Genomic DNA, 19,207 nt, shown 5'->3' with positions numbered 1-19,207 from the left:
TTGGTCAATTCGAATTTGGATAAAAAACAACCCAAACCTTTATTGCAAATTCATCGCCGATCTTTACGGTGTGTGCTTGTCTAAAATGCAGTTTCAATAGGCGAAACATCCTTGTTCTTGTCGCCCGTGATACGGTTTCATTGCTGGGCTTGGCTAACCAACAAAAACCCGTGCATTTCTAAACATTCTCATCCACGGACTGTCTTCTTGCCAGTCATCCGGTTTCCAAGAATTAGCCACAGCTCTAAAAACCCGTTCCGGATGCGGCATCATGATGGTTGCTCTACCATCAGCGCTAGTGAGACCCGTGATCCCATCTGGTGAACCATTCGGGTTAGCCGGATACTGTTCGGTGATACTGCCATAGTTATCTACATACTGCAGCGCGATTGCATCACTGTTTTGTACCTGTCGCAATTGCCCCGTATGTTTAAACTCAGCCCTGCCCTCGCCATGAGACACGGCGATTGGCATTAATGAACCTTGCATGCCGTTAAAGAAGATTGAAGGACTTTGTTTGACTTTCATCATCGCAACACGGGCTTCAAATCGCTCTGAACGGTTTGTCACAAAGTGTGGCCATAGTTGGGCACCAGGGATCAGTTCTTTTAGATTAGATAACATTTGGCAGCCATTACACACACCTAAGCTAAAGGTGTCAGTGCGATTGAAAAACTGCTCAAATTGATCGCGAGCTTGAGAGTTAAACAGAATCGATTTGGCCCAACCTTCTCCCGCTCCCAGTACGTCACCATAAGAGAAACCACCACAGGCAACCAAGCCTTTAAACTTGCCAAAGTCGACCCGTTGATTTAGCACATCACTCATGTGCACATCGATAGCATTAAATCCGGCTCGATTGAACGCGGCCGCCATTTCGTTTTGAGAATTCACCCCTTGCTCTCGCAATATTGCAATACTCGGCTTGACACCTTTGGCAATATAAGGAGCAGCAACATCTTGATTGATGTCAAAGCTTAGACGGCTGTGAAGACCAGGATCAGCATCATCCGATTTGGTTTGCCATTCTTGCTCGACGCATTCAGGATTATCACGCAAGCGCTGCATTTGATGGGTTGTTTCCGCCCAAATTTGACGATAGTAGCCACGTGTTTGCTCAATCACACGCTCGCCAAGATGATCTATTTCTATTTTGTCCGTGTGGTTTACAGTGCCAATTTCATGGCAATAGTTGCTAATGCCATGCTCGGCAAATACCGCAAAAACCGCGTCACGCTGCTGCTGACTAATTTGCACGACCGCACCCAGCTCTTCGTTATATAATACCGATGCGGTATCGCCACTGAGACTATCTAGTGAAATACTGATGCCTGTGTGACCGGCGAAGGCCATTTCAACCAAAGTGGTGAACAAGCCACCATCTGAGCGATCGTGGTAGGCCAATAGCAGCTGTTCGTGCAGTAATTGCTGAATTGCATTGAAAAATCCTTTTAAACTGCCAGCTTGGTCGACATCTGGTGGTAAGTTACCTAATTTATTGTGAACTTGCGTTAAACAGGATCCCCCCAGACGATTCTGACCAAGGCCCAAATCGATACAGACTAAAATACTCTCGCCCTTATCCGTTCTGAGTTGTGGTGTGACGGTATTACGCACGTCTTTCACGGCGCCAAATGCGGTTATCACTAATGACAATGGCGAGGTCACTGACTTGTCTTGTCCATCATCTTGCCACTGGGTCTTCATTGACATCGAGTCTTTACCCACTGGGATAGTCAGACCCAATTCGGGACACAGTTCTTCTCCAACCGCTTTCACAGCCTCATACAAACCGGCATCTTCACCAGGGTGGCCCGCTGCGGCCATCCAGTTAGCAGACAGTTTAATTCGGTTCATTGAGCCAATATCGGCAGCCGCAATGTTAGTTAACGCTTCCCCAACCGCCATACGAGCCGACGCACCATGATCTAATAATGCAATGGGCGTTCTCTCACCCACCGCCATGGCTTCCCCCTGGTAGCTATCAAATGATGCGGCGGTCACCGCCACATCTGCCACCGGGATCTGCCAAGGGCCGACCATTTGATCACGGCAAACCAAGCCGGTTACAGAACGATCACCGATCGTAATAAGGAAGGTTTTTTCGGCCACCGTGGGTAACCTGAGAATACGCTCAGCTGCATCTTTAATATCAATAACACTGACATCGAAGTCATCACCTTTGGCTTCGCTTGATGTTACATCGCGATGCATTTTAGGGGCTTTGCCCAAAAGCACATCGAGCGGCAAGTCGATAGGCTTATTGTCAAAATGTTGATCATTTAGGGTCAGATGTTGGGCTTGGGTTGCTTCCCCCACGACCGCAAATGGTGCTCTCTCCCGTTCACAAATCGCCGTAAACAACGCAAGATTTTCCGGTGCCACTGACAGCACATAACGTTCTTGTGACTCGTTGCACCAAATTTCATGGGGCGCCATACCGGGTTCATCATTAGGTACTTGGCGAAGCTCAAACTGGCCGCCACGACCGCCATCATTAACTAACTCAGGAAACGCGTTAGATAAACCACCAGCGCCCACATCATGGATAAATTGAATGGGGTTGTTATCTCCCATCTGCCAACAGCGGTCGATCACTTCTTGGCAACGGCGTTCCATTTCAGGATTATCACGTTGAACCGAAGCAAAATCTAAGTCTTCACTAGATTGACCCGATGCCATAGATGATGCTGCACCGCCGCCTAGGCCAATGTTCATTGCTGGTCCACCAAGGGCAATCAGTTTTGCTCCTACGGTGATTTCACCTTTTTGAGTATGCTCAGCGCGAATATTACCCAAGCCACCAGCAAGCATGATGGGCTTATGGTAACCGCGAACTTCTTCACCGTTAAAACTGTTTACCTGCTGCTCGTACGTGCGGAAGTAACCCAAAATATTCGGGCGACCAAATTCATTATTAAAGGCAGCGCCGCCAAGTGGGCCTTGTTGCATGATCTCCAACGCGCTGACAATACGCTCTGGTTTGCCGTAATCCACTTCCCACGGTTGTTGAAAACCGGGGATACACAAGTTAGAGACGCTGAACCCAACCAAACCGGCTTTGGGTTTAGAGCCTCGTCCAGTTGCCCCTTCATCACGAATTTCGCCACCGGAACCGGTCGCAGCACCAGCAAATGGAGAAATTGCAGTAGGATGATTGTGGGTTTCGACTTTCATCAAAATGTCGATATTTTCATGATGATAATCATATTCATGGCTTACCGGATCGGGGAAGAATCGACCGGCTTTGCATCCTTCCATTACCGCGGCATTGTCTTTGTAGGCTGAATGCACAAAATCGGGGTTTTGTTCGTAGGTATTTTTTATCATTTTGAACAACGATTTTGGCTGCGCCTGACCATCGATTGTCCAATCAGCATTGAAAATTTTATGACGACAATGTTCTGAATTTGCTTGGGCGAACATATACAATTCAATGTCGTTGGGATTGCGTGCTAATCGCTTAAAATTGTCAACCAGATAATCAATTTCATCTTCGGCCAACGCCAGTCCCATGGTTACATTGGCTTTAGCCAATTCATCTCGTCCCCCTGATAAGATATCCACGCTTTGAAAAGGTTTAGGCTGCTCTTCAACAAACAAAATGCTTGCGGCATTGAGGTCTGTCATCACAGATTCAGTCATTCTATCGTGCAATAACCTATTGACCGCATGTCTTTGCAAGTCACTTAATGGTAACTCGCATTGCAAATAGTAAGCACAGCCACGTTCAATGCGCTTCACTTTTGCTAAACCGCAATTCAACGCAATGTCAGTTGCCTTTGATGACCAAGGAGAAATGGTGCCCGGACGCGGGGTAACCAGCAATAAATCACCTTGAGGCTCGTGCGCCGGAATACGTGGGCCATAGGTAAGCAGTTTTTCCAGTACCTCCTGCTCTGTATCATCAAGCTGTGCCGTTGCCTGCACAAAGTGCACATACTCAGCGTATATAGCGCTTATAGGCAGTTGCTGGGCAGCGAAAAGGTCAAGTAATTTTTGGGTTCTAAAATCAGAAAGCGCAGGTGCACCGCGTAGAACTAGCATAAGGCTATCACCAAGGTTACTGGAAGTTTTCGTCCGCAGAAGAAAAATTCACGATTTCAACAGGATATGAGGCGCGAATTATAGAGTAAAATCGAACTATTGATAAGCATCAAAAGGCGTGATTTATTATCTTTTACTGATCATTTTTGTTATTCATGTAGATGAACAACAACATTTTGTTCACAATAGGGGGGATAGCAGTATTAAAAGGGCGTTTGTGAAAAGTAATATGAGTAGATTTTTGTTGGTAGGGTTGGCACTGGCCATTTTGGTTTCCATTAGCGCCTGTGAACAAAAACAACAAAAAGCCAGTGCGTTGGAAAAGATCCTTGATACCGGTGTATTGAAGATAGGTACTAACTATGGTTTAACCACATACTACAATGGCACAGCAGGCCCTGAAGGTTTTGAATACGAGTTAGCCGATGGCTTCGCCGAATATTTGGGGGTGCGTCTTGAAGTGTTCCCCTACTACACCCTGAACGAACTTTTTCCGCAATTGGCTAATCACCACCTTGATCTTATTGCTGCTGGTATTACGGTTACGCCAGAACGCAGCCAACAATTTCGTTTCGGTCCAGCTTATCAAAGCATCAGTCAAAAAGTGGTGTTTAAACAAGGCAACCAACGCCCTCGCAGTGCAAGCGATTTAACCGATGAATTTACGATTATTTCCGGCAGTAGTCATGCTGAAACCTTGCGTGAGTTTTTGCCTCATCATCCGCATCTTCGTTGGCAAGAAACCGATGAAAAAGATGCCGAGGAATTGATGGAGATGGTGTTAAATGACGAATTAGCTTACACCATAGTGGATTCAAATATTCTGTCATTGCTGAGAAGGCGTCATCCCGAATTGAGCATTGGCTTTACCATCAATCAAGAACAAGGCGTTGCTTGGGCGTTAGACAAGTCTCAGGACGATTCTTTATTAGCGGCATTGATAGAGTACTTTGGCTTGATCCATTCAAATGGTAAATTAGCGGCATTAGAAGACAAATACTTCGGTCATGTTAGACAATTTAATTATGTCGACACCCGTGAGTTTATTCGCTCGGCACGCACTACCTTGCCCAAGTTCCGTGAGTGGTTTGAGCAACATTCTCAGGACGTTGATTGGCGCCTGATTGCCGCCATGAGTTATCAAGAAAGTCACTGGGATCCAAAGGCAAAATCTCCCACAGGCGTGCGCGGCATGATGATGTTAACGCTTGCAACGGCAAAAGATTTGGGCGTTGAATCACGCCTAGATCCAGAACAAAGCATACGTGGTGGGGCTGATTATTTCGCCAAATTACTCAAACGTATCCCAGCCCGAATACGGGAGCCTGACCGGATTTGGTTTGCCATGGCAGCGTATAATATTGGACTGGGGCATCTAGAAGACGCCAGAGTGCTCACTCAACGTCAAGGTGGCAATCCCGATATGTGGATTGATGTGAAAAAACGTCTTCCCCAATTACGTCAGAAAAAATATTATAAAACAACACGCTACGGGTATGCGCGGGGTGATGAAGCGGTTACCTATGTGGACAATATTCGCCGCTACTACGATACCTTGGTTTGGTTAGATGACCAGACCGAAGATACCTTAGACGAGGCTGAAGACGCAGCACAAACCGCAATACCAGAGGACACCTTCGATTAAAGCCTAGATTAAAGGTTTCTTTAATAGCCTAAACTGGACTGATACACCCATGTTGGTAATTTCACCTAAAATTCATGAAACTTTTGTTCCCTTTGTCCTGTCTATGGGTATTATCAGAAGTTGAGCAACGGATTGAAAGTTGCAGTTAAACTAACCTGAACTGACCAATAAGATGTGTCGAGTAAATAAATATTACTTTACGAACTCAAGTGTTCGTGAGGATTAGTAAAAACGAAACGTCAAAAATACACATCAATGATGCAACTTTTGCGATTAGCAAGGCGAGTTTTCGTATGTAATAGCTGGCCTATTGCTAGAAAGCTCAACGCAGATAAGCGTAAAAAGGGCGTTATTGAGGGGCATTTATAATCCTACCGTTCAGGTTTAACTAAAAGGGAAGAAAATATGCGAAAGAGAACGACAGTGTCGAGAAGAACACTGATAAGTAATGGCAATAAACGTCGATTAATGCTCAAACGAGTACACAAGAAAGTATTGCTTCGCCGTCAACAATATCATCAATTTGATTTACAAGAGCAATGCACTGAGGTGCTCTAGGCTTTTTTGTGCTTTAGCGCTTTTTTTTGTGCTCGGCGCTGTTTAAAAAACGCCGATAACTGCTCACTACATTGCTGCTCCATGACACCACTGACGATATCAACTTGATGGTTGAGTCTATCGTCATTCAGCAAATTCATGATGCTACCAGCACTACCGGTTTTATAATCGAAGGCACCAAACACCAAGCGTTTAATCCGGCTGTGAATTAACAATCCAGCGCACATAGGGCATGGCTCTAAGGTGACGTACAAAGTACAGTCGATCAGCCGGTAATTTTGCACACTTGAACCAGCACTGCGAATTGCGATCATCTCCGCATGTGCAGAGGGATCGTGCAGACTAATGGATTGGTTCCACCCCTCGCCAATAATGTCATTGTCTTTTATCAATACTGCGCCTACCGGAATTTCACCAATATCTTGCGCTTTTTTAGCTAATGTTAGAGCGTGTGACATCCATTTATGATCACGTTGCTGCTGTGTGATTTGCCCTTGGTCGCTCACATCATTACCTTTTTAGTTAATTTAGTCATTTTGCTTAAAAGTTAGGTTTTTTCGCTACCGACAATGACAACAAAAGCAACATGAATTTATAAGTCATTGTTTTTGTTTAACTTTATTTTTGGTCAGTTTTATGCAGTAGCTGAGTAAAGACACCGCATATTTTTAATTACAACTGAACCAATTATACGCCAAGGAGAACATCATATGAACTTAACCGCCATCGCAATTATTGCCATTATTTGTTGGACCATAGTGAAATTAACCAGCAAAGACAAAAAAGCCGTGAAACAGGAACCTGTTCAAGACCAACAAAAAAATGAGCTACAGCAACAAATTCATACTATGCAAGAGCGCATCGCCGTACTTGAAGCCCTTGTGACTGATGAAAAATACGCGTTGAAACGCGAGTTTGAAAACCTGAGTAGGAACCGTGCCGCCTAAGCACAAAGCCACTCAAGGTAAGCGTAAGTTAGACTTTTAAATCCAACCACCAAAGGCAGTGATAAATTGCTTCTGGTGGTTGACTCGTCAAGCCCAATATTACTCGCTTGTTATTCCCACTCAATAGTCGCCGGTGGCTTACCAGAGATATCGTAAACGACGCGAGATATACCGTCGATTTCATTGATAATTCGATTCGATACTTTACCTAAGAAATCATAAGGTAAATGTGCCCAATGAGCGGTCATGAAGTCAATGGTTTCAACTGCCCGAAGCGACACAACCCAATCGTATTTGCGGGCATCGCCCATGACGCCAACGGAGCGCACTGGTAAAAATACTGTAAAGGCTTGGCTGACTTTGTGGTAAAGGTCTGCGGCGTGCAGCTCTTCGATGAAAATAGCGTCGGCGCGACGAAGCAAATCACAATATTCTTTTTTCACTTCGCCTAACACTCTTACACCTAAACCTGGTCCAGGGAATGGGTGTCGATATAACATATCGTAGGGTAAGCCTAATTCAAGACCAATCTTACGTACTTCGTCTTTAAACAATTCCCGTAACGGCTCTACCAAACCCATTTCCATGTCGTCGGGGAGTCCGCCCACATTGTGGTGCGATTTAATTACGTGGGCTTTACCGGTAGCGGAGCCCGCTGACTCAATGACATCAGGATAGATAGTACCTTGAGCTAACCACTTGGCATTGGCCAATTTTCTCGACTCTTGATCGAACACTCCGACAAATTCATGACCGATGATTTTACGTTTAGCTTCAGGATCATGCTCGCCAGCCAAGGCGTCTAAAAAGCGGTCTTCGGCGTCTATTTTGATGATGTTCAAACCAAAATGATCACCAAACATCTCCATCACCTGCTCGCCTTCATGCAAACGTAACAGACCATTGTCGACAAATACACAGGTCAATTGGCTGCCAATAGCACGATGCAACAACATAGCAGTGACCGAGGAATCAACACCGCCAGAAAGACCCAGTATCACTTCGTCTTTACCAACCTGTTGCTTAATTCTCTCAATAGCGTCTTCTATGATATTGCTCGCGGTCCAGAGTTTTTCGCAACCACATATATCCATCACAAAATGCGATAAAACCCGCAAGCCCTGTCGCGTGTGCGTCACTTCAGGGTGAAACTGCACACCGTAAAACTGACGGGATTCATCGAACATCGCAGCGTGAGGGCAGCTCGGTGTTTTTGCGGCAGTGACGAAACCATCTGGGATTTCAAGTACTTTGTCACCGTGACTCATCCACACATCCAACAATCCGTTGCCGTTACTTGCAATGTGATCCTCAATATTGGCCAGCAGGGGAATCTCTTTAATCACTTCCACTTGCGCGTAGCCAAACTCACGTTTGTCCGAGCCAAGTACTTTTCCACCTAGTTGCGCAGCCATGGTCTGCATGCCATAGCAAATTCCCAAAACCGGTACTCCGGCGTTATACACATATTCAGGAGCGCGTGGAGAGCCCTCTTCGGTAACCGACTCGGGGCCACCAGACAAGATGATGCCATTGGGGTTAAACGACTTAATTTGATCTTCAGTTACGTCCCAAGCCCATAGCTCACAGTAAACGCCAATTTCTCGCACTCTACGGGCAATAAGCTGAGTATATTGCGAACCAAAGTCGAGGATTAAAATGCGTTGGTCATGAATATTAGTTGTCATGCATACTCTCTTTAAAAAACAAAACAGGCATTGAAGTTAGTTCAATGCCTGTGAATTAGCTTTCGCTTAGTCGATTAACCTAGACGATAATTTGGCGCTTCTTTGGTAATACTCACGTCATGAACATGAGACTCCCCCATTCCCGCGGCGGTGACTTTCACAAATTGCGGTTTGGTACGTAAAATATCTATGGTGGCACAGCCCGTGAGCCCCATTGCAGAGCGCAAACCGCCCATTTGTTGATGAATAATGGTCGAGATTGGGCCTTTATATGCCACGCGTCCTTCAATCCCTTCAGGGACTAACTTTTCATCACTGTTACTGTCTTGGAAATAACGGTCTGATGAGCCATGACTTTGATTCATCGCGCCTAGTGACCCCATTCCGCGATAAGACTTATAGTAACGACCTTGATACAGTTCAACTTCACCAGGTGCTTCTTCTGTACCGGCAAGCATACTACCCACCATCACGCAGCTCGCACCCGCCACCAGGGCTTTGGCGATATCACCAGAGAATCGAATACCACCATCGGCAATGACCGGAATATCTCGGTCTTTGAGGGCCTCAACCGCATCGGCAATGGCGGTAATTTGCGGCACGCCACAGCCAGTGACGATGCGAGTAGTACAGATTGAACCTGGACCAATACCCACTTTCACTGCGTCAACACCGGCATCGGCAAGCGCTAACGCTCCTTCGGCAGTGGCAACATTACCGGCTATGATTTGAATATCGGGGAAAGAACGACGGGTTTCAGTCACGCGGTCGATCACGCCTTGCGAATGACCGTGCGAGGTATCAATCAGTAATACGTCTACACCGGCTTCCACGAGAGCCTGAATACGCTCATGAGTACCCAATCCAACGCCAACAGCAGCACCGACACGCAATCGCCCTAACTCATCTTTACAGGCGTTGGGTTTGCTTTCCGCTTTCTGGAAATCTTTTACCGTGATCATGCCTTTTAGCTTAAAGCTATCATCGACCACCAAGATTTTTTCCACTCGGTGCTCATGCATTAATGACAAGACTTCATCTGACGCTGCGCCTTCAGGCACAGTCACCAAGTTTTCTTTGTGCGTCATCACACTGGACACTGGCTGATCGAGCTTATTCTCGAAACGAAGATCTCGGCCAGTCACAATGCCAATCAGATTCTTATCACTATCAACGACCGGGAATCCAGAAAAGCCATGATGTTTAGCCAACGCATTGATGTCACCAATGGTAGCATCAGGGCTAACAGTGACCGGATCTGAGACCACACCACTTTCGTACTTTTTCACTGCACGCACGTGGTTGGCTTGTTCTTCAATGGTCATGTTTTTGTGAATGAATCCGATGCCACCTTCTTGCGCTAGGGCTATTGCAAGCCGAGCTTCAGAAACGGTATCCATTGCAGCGGAAACTAGGGGAATATTTAACGAGACAGTGCGAGTCAATCGCGTTCTCAGGTCGGCGGTGTGCGGCAACACAGTGGAGTGCCCAGGAACCAACAACACATCATCAAAAGTAAGGGCTTCTTTCGCTATCCTCAACATGCAACAACACCTATATTTAGCGGGTTTTAGTTGCGGCGGAATTGTAGCCGTTTTGGCTATGCAGGTAAACTGAAATTACATTAAATAATGAATTCTTTTATGGGTATAATCGCAAACGAAAGCATATTGAAAGGAAAGAATGTTGAATCCAAGCGCCGCGACTAAAAATATTTTCACTGTTAGCCAATTAAATCGTCTTGCCAGATCGGTATTAGAATCTGAAATTGGCCAGATTTGGCTCACTGCTGAAATCTCTAATTTTGTTGCTGCATCCTCAGGGCATTGGTATTTCACCCTCAAAGACGCCAAAGCTCAGGTCAAAGCGGCCATGTTCAGGGGCGCTAATATGCGCGTCAGTAAGCGCCCTAAAGAAGGTGACAAAATATTGGTCAGAGCCTCGGTTGGGATCTACGAAGCCCGCGGTGATTATCAGTTGGTCGTGGACTTCATGGAGCCCGAGGGGGAAGGACAGCTTAAACAACAATTTGAGCTATTAAAAATTAAATTGGCCGGTGAAGGGCTGTTTGCCACGTCGCACAAGAAGCCGATGCCAGCAAAGATTAATCGCATTGGCATTATTACCTCCGCCACCGGCGCAGCATTGCATGACATTCTCACCGTATTGAGACGTCGAAACCCCGCCACCGCAGTCATTGTGTACCCTTCTCAGGTGCAAGGTGAACAAGCGCCTAGGCAACTTTGCGCCGCCATCGATGTGGCAGTGCGTCGCAATGAAGTGGATGTACTGCTTGTTAGCCGCGGAGGCGGTTCACTGGAAGATCTATGGTGCTTTAACGACGAGGCCGTTGCGCGTAAGCTGTTTGCGTGTCCGTTACCGACCATAAGCGCGGTTGGACATGAGGTAGATGTGACCATCGCCGATTTTGTCGCTGACTTACGCGCCCCTACCCCATCTGCAGCGGCTGAATTGCTCAGTGTGGATCGCAATGAGTTATTGCAAGCAGTGGCGGTATTGAAAAATCGCCTAGCACAAGGTGTGCTGCGACAACTTAAACAGCATCAACATCACAATCAATTATTAGCACAACAACTTAAACAGACCCATCCGGTTAACCGAATTAGACAACAACAGCAAAATCTCGATAACTTGACCATGAGTTTTGAAGCCAGTTTTGAACGTCAGTTTAACAAGAAGGTACAAAGGCTGACTAATGGACAACAACGGCTCAATCAAGTGTCGCCAAAAAATCGCATTGAGCGCCATCAACAAACCGCAATGCATTTGGCTGGACAACTCAACAAGGCGATGCAAACAATATTAAGTACCCGACAGTTTCAATTAGCCAAAGCGTCGCAATTGCTCGACACAGTGAGTCCCTTAGCAACCTTGTCCCGTGGCTATAGCATCACGTTTAAAGATGGTGATATCGTCAAAAGCAGTAAACATCTACAACAAGGTGAGCAAATCATCAGTCGATTTCACGATGGCGAGATTGCGAGTGTGGTCTCGGAAATATCGACAACAAAGCAAAATTGATGACCCAAGATCCGGTTGTGGCATACATCAACAAACACCCAAAGTGGCAACTAGGGTTAGTGTTATTGCGGGAGCGTTTACGCTTATCTGAGTTACAGGAAACCATCAAATGGGGAATGCCGACCTACTGTTTTGATGGCAAGAATGTCATTGGCATTGGCGCATTCAAACACCACTACGGCATGTGGTTTTTTAACGGTGCGGCAATGCAAGATCCAAAAGCGCTATTGATTAATGCCCAACAAGGCAAAACCAAACACATGCGACATTGGCGCTTTCAACACGTAGATGACCTAGATCCGGGTTTGATAGATCAATACATTGGCTACGCCATTGCGGCGCAGCGTCAAGTAGGATCTAACCAAAATCCTTAGCAGCCGTGCTATTTTTTGTAATGCGTCATTAAACGCTTTCGTTTACGCTCTTGTGACAAGGTCAGTTTGTTAACTTTACCTTCGAACGGATTAGCCCCTTCTTTAAATTCAACTCGAATTGGCGTACCCATGGTTTTCAGCGACTTACGATAGTAATTCATCATATAACGCTTATATGCATCGGGCAGATCTTCGACCTGATTTCCATGAATAATGATCACTGGCGGATTATAGCCACCCGCGTGAGCATACTTCATTTTTACTCGACGACCCCGCACCATTGGCGGTTGATGGTCATCTTGCGCCATTTCCATAATGCGCGTTAGCATAGAGGTATTAATACGTTTAGTGGCGGATGCATAAGCTTCTTGTACCGATTCGAACAGATGGCCCACGCCGGTACCATGCAACGCCGAGATAAAATGGATACGAGCAAAGTCTACGAAACCTAAGCGCCGATCAAGCTCACGCTTAATGTCTTCTTTGACGTCGGTTTTAAGGCCATCCCATTTATTGACCGCAATCACTAATGAGCGCCCTGCGTTAAGCACAAAGCCCAGTAAACTCAAATCTTGATCCGAGATCCCTTCTCTTGCATCAATGCACAGCAACACCACATTGGCTTCTTCAATCGCTTGCAGGGTTTTAATGATGGAAAACTTCTCGACTGCATCTGCGACTTTTTTACGTTTGCGTACACCTGCTGTATCGATTAACACGTATTCGCGACCATCGCGCTCCATCGGAATAAAAATGCTGTCTCGAGTGGTGCCGGGCATATCAAAGACCACAACACGCTCTTCACCTAGGATACGGTTGGTCAAGGTTGATTTACCGACATTCGGCTTACCAACAATGGCTAACTTAATCGGTAAGGCCTGTAATCGTTCTAACTGAGCTTGCGCATTTTCATCGTCATCATTGCGTACTTCTTCAACGATATGCATATCAGGAAAATCGTTTGCCAATGGCGATAACGATTTATCCAGCAGTTGAGTAATACCTCTGCCTTGTGAAGCGGCAATTTGCGACACATCGCCAAGCCCCATGGCATAAAAATCGGCACTTTCACTGTCGCCGTCTATCCCGTCCACTTTATTGGCAACCACATACACGGTTTTTTCTTGTTTACGTAAATGATTGGCAATGCCGATATCGGCGGGAGTTAATCCAGCGCGGGCATCAACCAAAAACAAGACTACATTGGCTTCATCGATGGCCAACAGCGACTGTTCCGCCATCTCCGCATCTATGCCCTGTTCGTCGCCGCTGATACCGCCCGTATCCACCACAATAAATTGCAGTCCTTCATACTTTGCTTGACCGTATTTACGATCACGGGTCAAACCAGGATAGTCCGCCACGAGCGCGTCTCGACTATGAGTTAGTCGATTGAATAAAGTGGATTTCCCCACATTTGGACGGCCAACGAGTGCAACAACAGGTAACATAAACTTTTATCCACTAAAAACGATGACGGCTCAAAATTCCACTACAGAAACATTGAGCCGTTCAAAAACATAACCTAGTTCAAATTAACAGGTTACTAACAGCTGCCTAAGCAACCATGAAATTTATTTTAAATCGGTATCTCGATTGCCACCAACTCACCTTCACGAGTTTGTGTATAGAGAATATTACCGATAGCAACAGGTTCAACGTAGATCCCTTCATCTTCGTCATCGCCGCCCACATCATAGCGCGCAACTAAACTACCGTCGTTCTTATCTATCCAATGCAGCAGACCGTATTTATCCCCTACTACAATATAGTCGCCCATTGGCTCAGCGGCAGTAAGATTGCGTTTTTTTAAGCCATTTTGGCTCCACAATTCAACTCCGTTACGACGATCGATACTGTAGATATTGCTATTCACATCGGTGACAAACAAACTATTACCTTCAACACTCACGCGGCGATAAGAGCTGTATTCACGCTTCCAGATAACGCGACCAGTGCGTAACTCCACTGAAGCTAGGGTGCCATCATATGAAATTACGTAGATGTTTGGCCCTACAACGAGTGGCTCACTGTCAATATCGACAATACGTTCCAATTCGGTTGCGCCCGAAGGTGCCGAGATAGTTTGTTCCCATGCCGTTTGACCACTGGTTAGAATATTTACCACTAATTTACCGGTGGCAGTTCCGATGATGGCTCCGCCATTAGCCGCAACAGGGGTAGAGATACCACGCAAGCTTAATGCTGGCACATCAGACTCATAATTCCACAGGGTGTCACCTGTTGCTGCATCTAACCCGAACATTTGACCTGAGCCAGTATTAACCACCACCACATTGTCATCCACAGCCGGCGCTGCCATCACTTCACCATTGACTTTGACCCGCCATTTGGTGTCACCTGTATTGGCATCTAACGCTATCACTTCACCGTCTTCAGTGCCGAAAAATACTGTTTCATAAATGACAGTCACACCGCCAGAAACCTTGGCCGAAATACCATCAGACCAAAGATTGCTGATACTGCTAAACCATCCTTCATTGGGATAGATCGCAAAGTCTTTTTTCCAAACTCGTTTTCCGCTTTGCTGGTCAAAGGCTGCCACTATGCCTTGCCGACTCGCTGCGAATACTTTGTTGTATGCCACTGCAGGACGTAAACGCGAAAAGTAGTTATCTACACCACCGGTTAAGCTTTGTGACCAAATTTGTTTAGCTTGAAATTTAGCATCCAATGGCGCCAGTCGTCTTATTTCCAGCTCTTCATCGTCGATAAACCAATCGGAAACAGTGGTACATCCGCCTAACACTAGGATCAGCGAAACACTCACTACCTTAAGCCATGAGCTACTCATGATGCCGTTACCCATTGATCGCAACAGCTAGATTATCTAACTTCATTTTAACCAATTGATTGTTCGCATCCGCATTTAATGACTCAGTATACGCTTCTTTGGCTTGCTCGATTTTTTGCTGATTAAGGTAGATATCACCTTGAATTTCAGCGACCTGCGCTTTAAACGAATCTTGTGTCACTAAGGTTAACGTTGCCAAGGCAGCATCGTATTCATTTAATGCATTCTGCACTCGAGCAAGACGCACGTTGGCGACACTCTTGATTGCTTCATCGCTCGCTTTGTTAGCAACTTGCTTTAAGTGTTTTGCTGCAGCGCTAAGATCATCCGACTCAACCGCTAATTTAGCCAATTGCAATGCCGTCAAAACAGAATAGCCCGTATCGTTATTTTCAACGAAAGCTTCCGCCTGAGCGGTGTTTTCAGCGCTTAAAGAAGAGATCATTGTTGAGTACGATTTAGAGGCCGCTTCTTGCGCAGCAATTTGGGTGTCATTGTAATAGCGCCAGCCGTACAAGCCACCTATTCCTAGAACAACACCAATACCAATGGCTAAACCATTCTCTTTCCAAAATCGTTTAATCGCTTCAACTTGTTGTTCTTCGGTCTCAAATTGTTCCATTTCATCTTCCTCGTACTACTTGTGTGGCTTTTCGCCGACAAAATCAATGTTCAAAATACTCATTTAACAGGGACGTTAATTCGGCCTTGCTAACGGATTGTTGTTGTTTATCACCGCGCATGAATTTAATCGTTGCGGCGTTTTCTTGCATCTCGTTTTCGCCCAGTATAATCACCACAGGCGCACCGCACTTATCAGCACGTTTCATTTGTTTTTTCATGTTGCCACCACCGCAATGGGTTTGGATCCGCAACCATGGCAAATTATCTCTCAGTTCCTCAGACAACCCCATCGCGTAAAGTTCCGTGGAATCACCTAAAGCGGTTACATAGACATCGACAGGTTGCGGCACTTGCGAGGTCAAATCGAGCGTTTGTAACATCAGAACCAGTCTTTCCAATCCCATGGCAAAGCCAACCGCTGGACTGGGTTTACCGCCCAGTTGCTCAACCAATCCATCGTAACGGCCACCAGCGCAAACTGTGCCCTGTGAACCTAAACTGTCGGTCACCCATTCAAACACGGTGCGGTTGTAATAATCTAATCCACGAACCAATCTGGGGTTAATGCGATAAGCGATACCTAAAGCATCAAGCTTGTTACACAATCCCTCAAAATGCGCTTTGGATTCGTCATCTAAATAATCCAACAAACTAGGCGCATCGACAATGGCTTGTTGCACATCAGGGTTTTTGCTATCCAGTACACGCAGAGGATTGGTCTCAAGACGGCGAAGGCTATCCTCATCCAATTGATCTTTGCGTTCATTTAAATAAGCAACCAAGGCATCGCGATAATTGGCTCTGGCTTGATTAGAACCGAGTGAATTGAGTTCTAGGCTTACATGCTCACTGATTCCAAACACTTTCCACAAACGGGCCGATAACATGATCACTTCAGCATCCACATCGGGTCCATCAATGCCAAAGGTTTCTATACCGAATTGATGGAACTGACGATAGCGACCTTTTTGCGGGCGCTCATGACGGAACATAGGTCCCATATACCAAATGCGTTGCTGCTGATTGTAAATCAGGCCATGTTGGTTACCGGCGCGCACGCAACAAGCAGTATTCTCTGGACGAAGGGTGAGACTGTCACCGTTGCGATCAGCAAAGGTGTACATCTCTTTTTCAACGATATCGGTCACTTCGCCAATCGAACGCTTAAATAAATCCGTACTCTCTACGATCGGCGTGCGCAGTTCCTGATAACCATAACCGGCAACAACTTGGCGAATAGCATTTTCTACCCATTGCCACACGGCGGAATCGGTAGGCAGGCAATCATTCATACCTCGAACTGCTTGAATCTGTTTGCTCACTAATAATTCTCTAGAAGTCGGTGTTAAGGCGCAATTTCGCACCATAAAAAAAGCCCCGTATTATAGGGGCTTTGATAGTGCTGTTACAAGGGCTGTGTGGATATTTATCCCACCTGCTTGACCGCAATTTTCCGGCTTTCATCCAGTTGCGATGCTTTAGCGCGGATCCGTTTTTCCAATTGATCAACTAAATCGTCATTAGAGAGGCGTTCTTTTTGGCGTTTGCCATCGAGGTAAAAGCCACTCATGTTGCGCGCGCCAGTTAATCCAAGGTCGGACACTTCAGCCTCACCAGGTCCATTGACCACACAACCGATAATAGACACATCCATTGGCGTGAGAATATCTTCCACTCGCTGCTCAAGTGCGTTTACCGTGCTGATTACGTCGAACTCTTGACGTGAACAACTCGGACAAGCAATGAAATTAATCCCCCGTGAGCGGATACGTAATGACTTAAGAATGTCAAAGCCGACTTTAATTTCTTCGATAGGATCGGCGGCTAACGAGATCCGAATAGTGTCGCCAATTCCTTCTGCTAATAACATACCCAGTCCAACCGCGCTTTTTACGGCACCAGAGCGAAAGCCACCGGCTTCGGTAATGCCTAAGTGCAAGGGTTGATCAATGCGCTTAGCCAACTCTCTGTATGCCCCAACGGCTAAAAACACGTCTGATGCTTTCACACTCACTTTGAATTGATCAAAATTAAGTTTATCGAGGATATCGACGTGTCGCATGGCAGATTCAACCAAGGCTTCAGGTGTTGGCTCACCGTATTTTTCCTGCAACTCTTTTTCCAATGAGCCGCCATTTACGCCAATTCGGATTGGAATGTTGTTATCGCGCGCACAATCAACCACCGCGCGGACACGTTCCATGCTGCCGATATTGCCTGGGTTGATGCGCAAACAATCCACACCATATTCTGCGACTTTTAATGCAATACGATAATCAAAATGAATATCTGCAATCAAGGGCACTGAGACCTGTTGTTTGATCAACTTGAACGCTTCGGCAGCTTCCATGGTAGGCACAGAGACCCGCACAATTTCACCACCGACACCGACGATACGATTGATTTGAGCCACTGTGGCAGCCACGTCCGTCGTATGGGTATTTGTCATAGACTGCACAGCTATTGGTGCGCCATCTCCAATAGGCACGTTTCCGACATTAATTCGGGTGGATTTACGGCGCTTAATGGGAGTTTCAGAGAACATAGCTATTACCTGTCACGATTGGGAAAATGGCAGTGAAAAAGTCACTGCTTTAGTTGGATCGAAACGAGACATATCGACTAATACGCCATCGTAACTAATTTTTACTACACCGGGTGAACATAAAGTGACTTCAAAGGGAGCAACACCCGACACACTCATTACTCGGCCGGCCTTTTTTTCACCATATGCAATATCTTCACCGGTTGAGTCCGTTAATTTCATCCAGCAATTATTGGCGAATTCAAACACCAAATCGATGGTTTGTCCTTCATCAGTTAACGCGCTTTGAGCGGATAATTCGTCAAGTGAGTTTGCTTGTGATTCGATATCTTGAGACGCATCATCAGGCAACTGGCTAGCCAGGTCATCCTGTTGGGCAGCTAACTCGGCTTCGCGCTGTGCACTTACGATGAGATCGTCAGGCGTAGGATTACGCGGTGTTGCCTCTGGAATGTTTTCTGACGGCTGTGATTGAATACTCGGCGTTTCAATCACGGCAGCCGGCTCCGACGAATCTTGTTGGAACCACCAAATCACCACCAAGGCCAGTAACACAGCCACAATCAGATAGGTTAATAACATTAACCTGTCATCATTCGCTTGCTTGGCAACCCGCTTAGAAAAACTTTGCAGTTTAGCGGGCTCTTTTTCCTCAACATGATGCAGGGCGAAGGCTTCTAGCACCACATTTTCTGGAACATGCACTTGCTTGGCATACAGTTTTAAATACCCTTTGGTAAAGGTCAGTGATACTTTAGGATCATAGTTGTCCGCTTCAATCGCTTCGATATTAATCACTTTAAGATGCAGTTTGCCAGCAATATCAGCTACTGTCAGGCCCATTTTTTCACGGGCAAGCTTGAGAATTTGTCCTGGTCCAGGGCTGTTACTTGGCACTGCTTGTTGTTGTTCTTCAGTCATC

The 19,207-nt window shown here is 46.1% G+C and carries 15 protein-coding genes; 5 read left to right on the top strand and 10 right to left on the bottom strand.

Translation table 11 applies throughout. The annotated features are described in order from the left end of the window. Positions 1-153 precede the first annotated feature (153 nt). The gene (gene purL, locus ABD036_RS10870; protein ID WP_343859766.1) at positions 154-4,047 is read right to left on the bottom strand and encodes a phosphoribosylformylglycinamidine synthase; all 3,894 of its coding nucleotides are present in this window, start codon (positions 4,045-4,047) and stop codon (positions 154-156) included. Between the two features lie 229 nt (positions 4,048-4,276). Here purL and mltF point away from each other — a divergent pair, with 229 nt between their 5' ends. Continuing rightward, positions 4,277-5,692, top strand: a complete 1,416-nt coding sequence (mltF, locus tag ABD036_RS10865; protein ID WP_343859764.1) for a membrane-bound lytic murein transglycosylase MltF — start codon at positions 4,277-4,279, stop codon at positions 5,690-5,692. Between the two features lie 405 nt (positions 5,693-6,097). Further along, a complete protein-coding gene (locus ABD036_RS10860) occupies positions 6,098-6,250 on the top strand; it encodes a hypothetical protein (protein ID WP_343859762.1) in 153 nt (50 codons plus the stop codon). Here ABD036_RS10860 and tadA read toward each other — a convergent pair. Further along, complete coding sequence (gene tadA, locus ABD036_RS10855) at positions 6,247-6,756, bottom strand: tRNA adenosine(34) deaminase TadA (protein WP_343859761.1); 510 nt, start codon at positions 6,754-6,756, stop codon at positions 6,247-6,249. The genes ABD036_RS10860 and tadA overlap by 4 nt on opposite strands. A gap of 204 nt (positions 6,757-6,960) precedes the next feature. On the opposite strand from tadA, the gene ABD036_RS10850 reads away from it, so the two are divergent. After that, positions 6,961-7,197, top strand: coding sequence for a hypothetical protein (locus ABD036_RS10850; RefSeq protein WP_343859760.1), 237 nt, complete (start codon positions 6,961-6,963; stop codon positions 7,195-7,197). 110 nt (positions 7,198-7,307) lie between these two features. Here the strand turns inward: ABD036_RS10850 and guaA are convergent, their stop codons facing one another. Further along, the gene (gene guaA / locus ABD036_RS10845) at positions 7,308-8,885 is read right to left on the bottom strand and encodes a glutamine-hydrolyzing GMP synthase (RefSeq protein ID WP_343859759.1); all 1,578 of its coding nucleotides are present in this window, start codon (positions 8,883-8,885) and stop codon (positions 7,308-7,310) included. Positions 8,886-8,959: 74 nt separating this feature from the next. Further along, positions 8,960-10,429: an IMP dehydrogenase gene (gene guaB / locus ABD036_RS10840; protein ID WP_343859758.1), complete on the bottom strand. Its 1,470-nt coding sequence runs from the start codon at positions 10,427-10,429 to the stop codon at positions 8,960-8,962. Positions 10,430-10,568: 139 nt separating this feature from the next. Between guaB and xseA the strand changes: the two genes are divergently transcribed. Beyond that, positions 10,569-11,927 (top strand): exodeoxyribonuclease VII large subunit, encoded by a 1,359-nt coding sequence (gene xseA / locus ABD036_RS10835; RefSeq protein WP_343859757.1) that lies wholly within the window; start codon positions 10,569-10,571, stop codon positions 11,925-11,927. After that, a complete protein-coding gene (locus tag ABD036_RS10830) occupies positions 11,927-12,301 on the top strand; it encodes a DUF1801 domain-containing protein (protein ID WP_343859756.1) in 375 nt (124 codons plus the stop codon). The genes xseA and ABD036_RS10830 overlap by 1 nt, the downstream gene beginning before the upstream one ends. 8 nt (positions 12,302-12,309) lie before the next feature. Here ABD036_RS10830 and der read toward each other — a convergent pair whose 3' ends face one another. The 6 genes from der to ABD036_RS10800 form a co-directional block, all read right to left on the bottom strand. Then, positions 12,310-13,752 carry a ribosome biogenesis GTPase Der gene (der, locus tag ABD036_RS10825; protein WP_343859754.1) on the bottom strand — a complete coding sequence of 481 codons (1,443 nt, stop codon included), beginning with the start codon at positions 13,750-13,752 and terminating at the stop codon, positions 12,310-12,312. Positions 13,753-13,880: 128 nt separating this feature from the next. Further along, positions 13,881-15,116, bottom strand: a complete 1,236-nt coding sequence (gene bamB, locus ABD036_RS10820) for an outer membrane protein assembly factor BamB (protein ID WP_343859752.1) — start codon at positions 15,114-15,116, stop codon at positions 13,881-13,883. Positions 15,117-15,123: 7 nt separating this feature from the next. Further along, on the bottom strand, positions 15,124-15,738 hold the full coding sequence (locus ABD036_RS10815; protein WP_343859749.1) for a YfgM family protein: 615 nt from the start codon (positions 15,736-15,738) through the stop codon (positions 15,124-15,126). Between the two features lie 43 nt (positions 15,739-15,781). Next, a complete protein-coding gene (hisS, locus tag ABD036_RS10810) occupies positions 15,782-17,062 on the bottom strand; it encodes a histidine--tRNA ligase (RefSeq protein ID WP_343859746.1) in 1,281 nt (426 codons plus the stop codon). A gap of 104 nt (positions 17,063-17,166) precedes the next feature. Continuing rightward, a complete protein-coding gene (gene ispG / locus ABD036_RS10805) occupies positions 17,167-18,285 on the bottom strand; it encodes a flavodoxin-dependent (E)-4-hydroxy-3-methylbut-2-enyl-diphosphate synthase (RefSeq protein WP_343859743.1) in 1,119 nt (372 codons plus the stop codon). Between the two features lie 12 nt (positions 18,286-18,297). Next, complete coding sequence (locus ABD036_RS10800) at positions 18,298-19,206, bottom strand: RodZ domain-containing protein (RefSeq protein WP_343859740.1); 909 nt, start codon at positions 19,204-19,206, stop codon at positions 18,298-18,300. Position 19,207 lies beyond the last annotated feature (1 nt).

It is taken from the genome of Aliiglaciecola litoralis (assembly GCF_039523355.1).
In the GTDB taxonomy this organism is placed as follows: domain Bacteria; phylum Pseudomonadota; class Gammaproteobacteria; order Enterobacterales; family Alteromonadaceae; genus Aliiglaciecola; species Aliiglaciecola litoralis.
The sequence above is the reverse complement of the archived record's forward strand: the minus strand, read 5'-3'. Positions and strand labels throughout refer to the sequence as shown.

What these genes read in the sequence shown, in the direction of transcription:
- purL (WP_343859766.1), bottom strand. Translation starts at nt 4,047, where the DNA reads ATGCTAGTTCTACGCGGTGCACCTGCGCTTTCTGATTTTAGAACCCAA.
- guaB (WP_343859758.1), bottom strand. Translation starts at nt 10,429, where the DNA reads ATGTTGAGGATAGCGAAAGAAGCCCTTACTTTTGATGATGTGTTGTTG.
- der (WP_343859754.1), bottom strand. Translation starts at nt 13,752, where the DNA reads ATGTTACCTGTTGTTGCACTCGTTGGCCGTCCAAATGTGGGGAAATCC.
- ABD036_RS10815 (WP_343859749.1), bottom strand. Translation starts at nt 15,738, where the DNA reads ATGGAACAATTTGAGACCGAAGAACAACAAGTTGAAGCGATTAAACGA.
- xseA (WP_343859757.1), top strand. Translation starts at nt 10,569, where the DNA reads ATGTTGAATCCAAGCGCCGCGACTAAAAATATTTTCACTGTTAGCCAA.
- bamB (WP_343859752.1), bottom strand. Translation starts at nt 15,116, where the DNA reads ATGAGTAGCTCATGGCTTAAGGTAGTGAGTGTTTCGCTGATCCTAGTG.
- mltF (WP_343859764.1), top strand. Translation starts at nt 4,277, where the DNA reads ATGAGTAGATTTTTGTTGGTAGGGTTGGCACTGGCCATTTTGGTTTCC.
- ABD036_RS10830 (WP_343859756.1), top strand. Translation starts at nt 11,927, where the DNA reads ATGACCCAAGATCCGGTTGTGGCATACATCAACAAACACCCAAAGTGG.
- ABD036_RS10800 (WP_343859740.1), bottom strand. Translation starts at nt 19,206, where the DNA reads ATGACTGAAGAACAACAACAAGCAGTGCCAAGTAACAGCCCTGGACCA.
- guaA (WP_343859759.1), bottom strand. Translation starts at nt 8,885, where the DNA reads ATGACAACTAATATTCATGACCAACGCATTTTAATCCTCGACTTTGGT.
- ispG (WP_343859743.1), bottom strand. Translation starts at nt 18,285, where the DNA reads ATGTTCTCTGAAACTCCCATTAAGCGCCGTAAATCCACCCGAATTAAT.
- ABD036_RS10860 (WP_343859762.1), top strand. Translation starts at nt 6,098, where the DNA reads ATGCGAAAGAGAACGACAGTGTCGAGAAGAACACTGATAAGTAATGGC.
- ABD036_RS10850 (WP_343859760.1), top strand. Translation starts at nt 6,961, where the DNA reads ATGAACTTAACCGCCATCGCAATTATTGCCATTATTTGTTGGACCATA.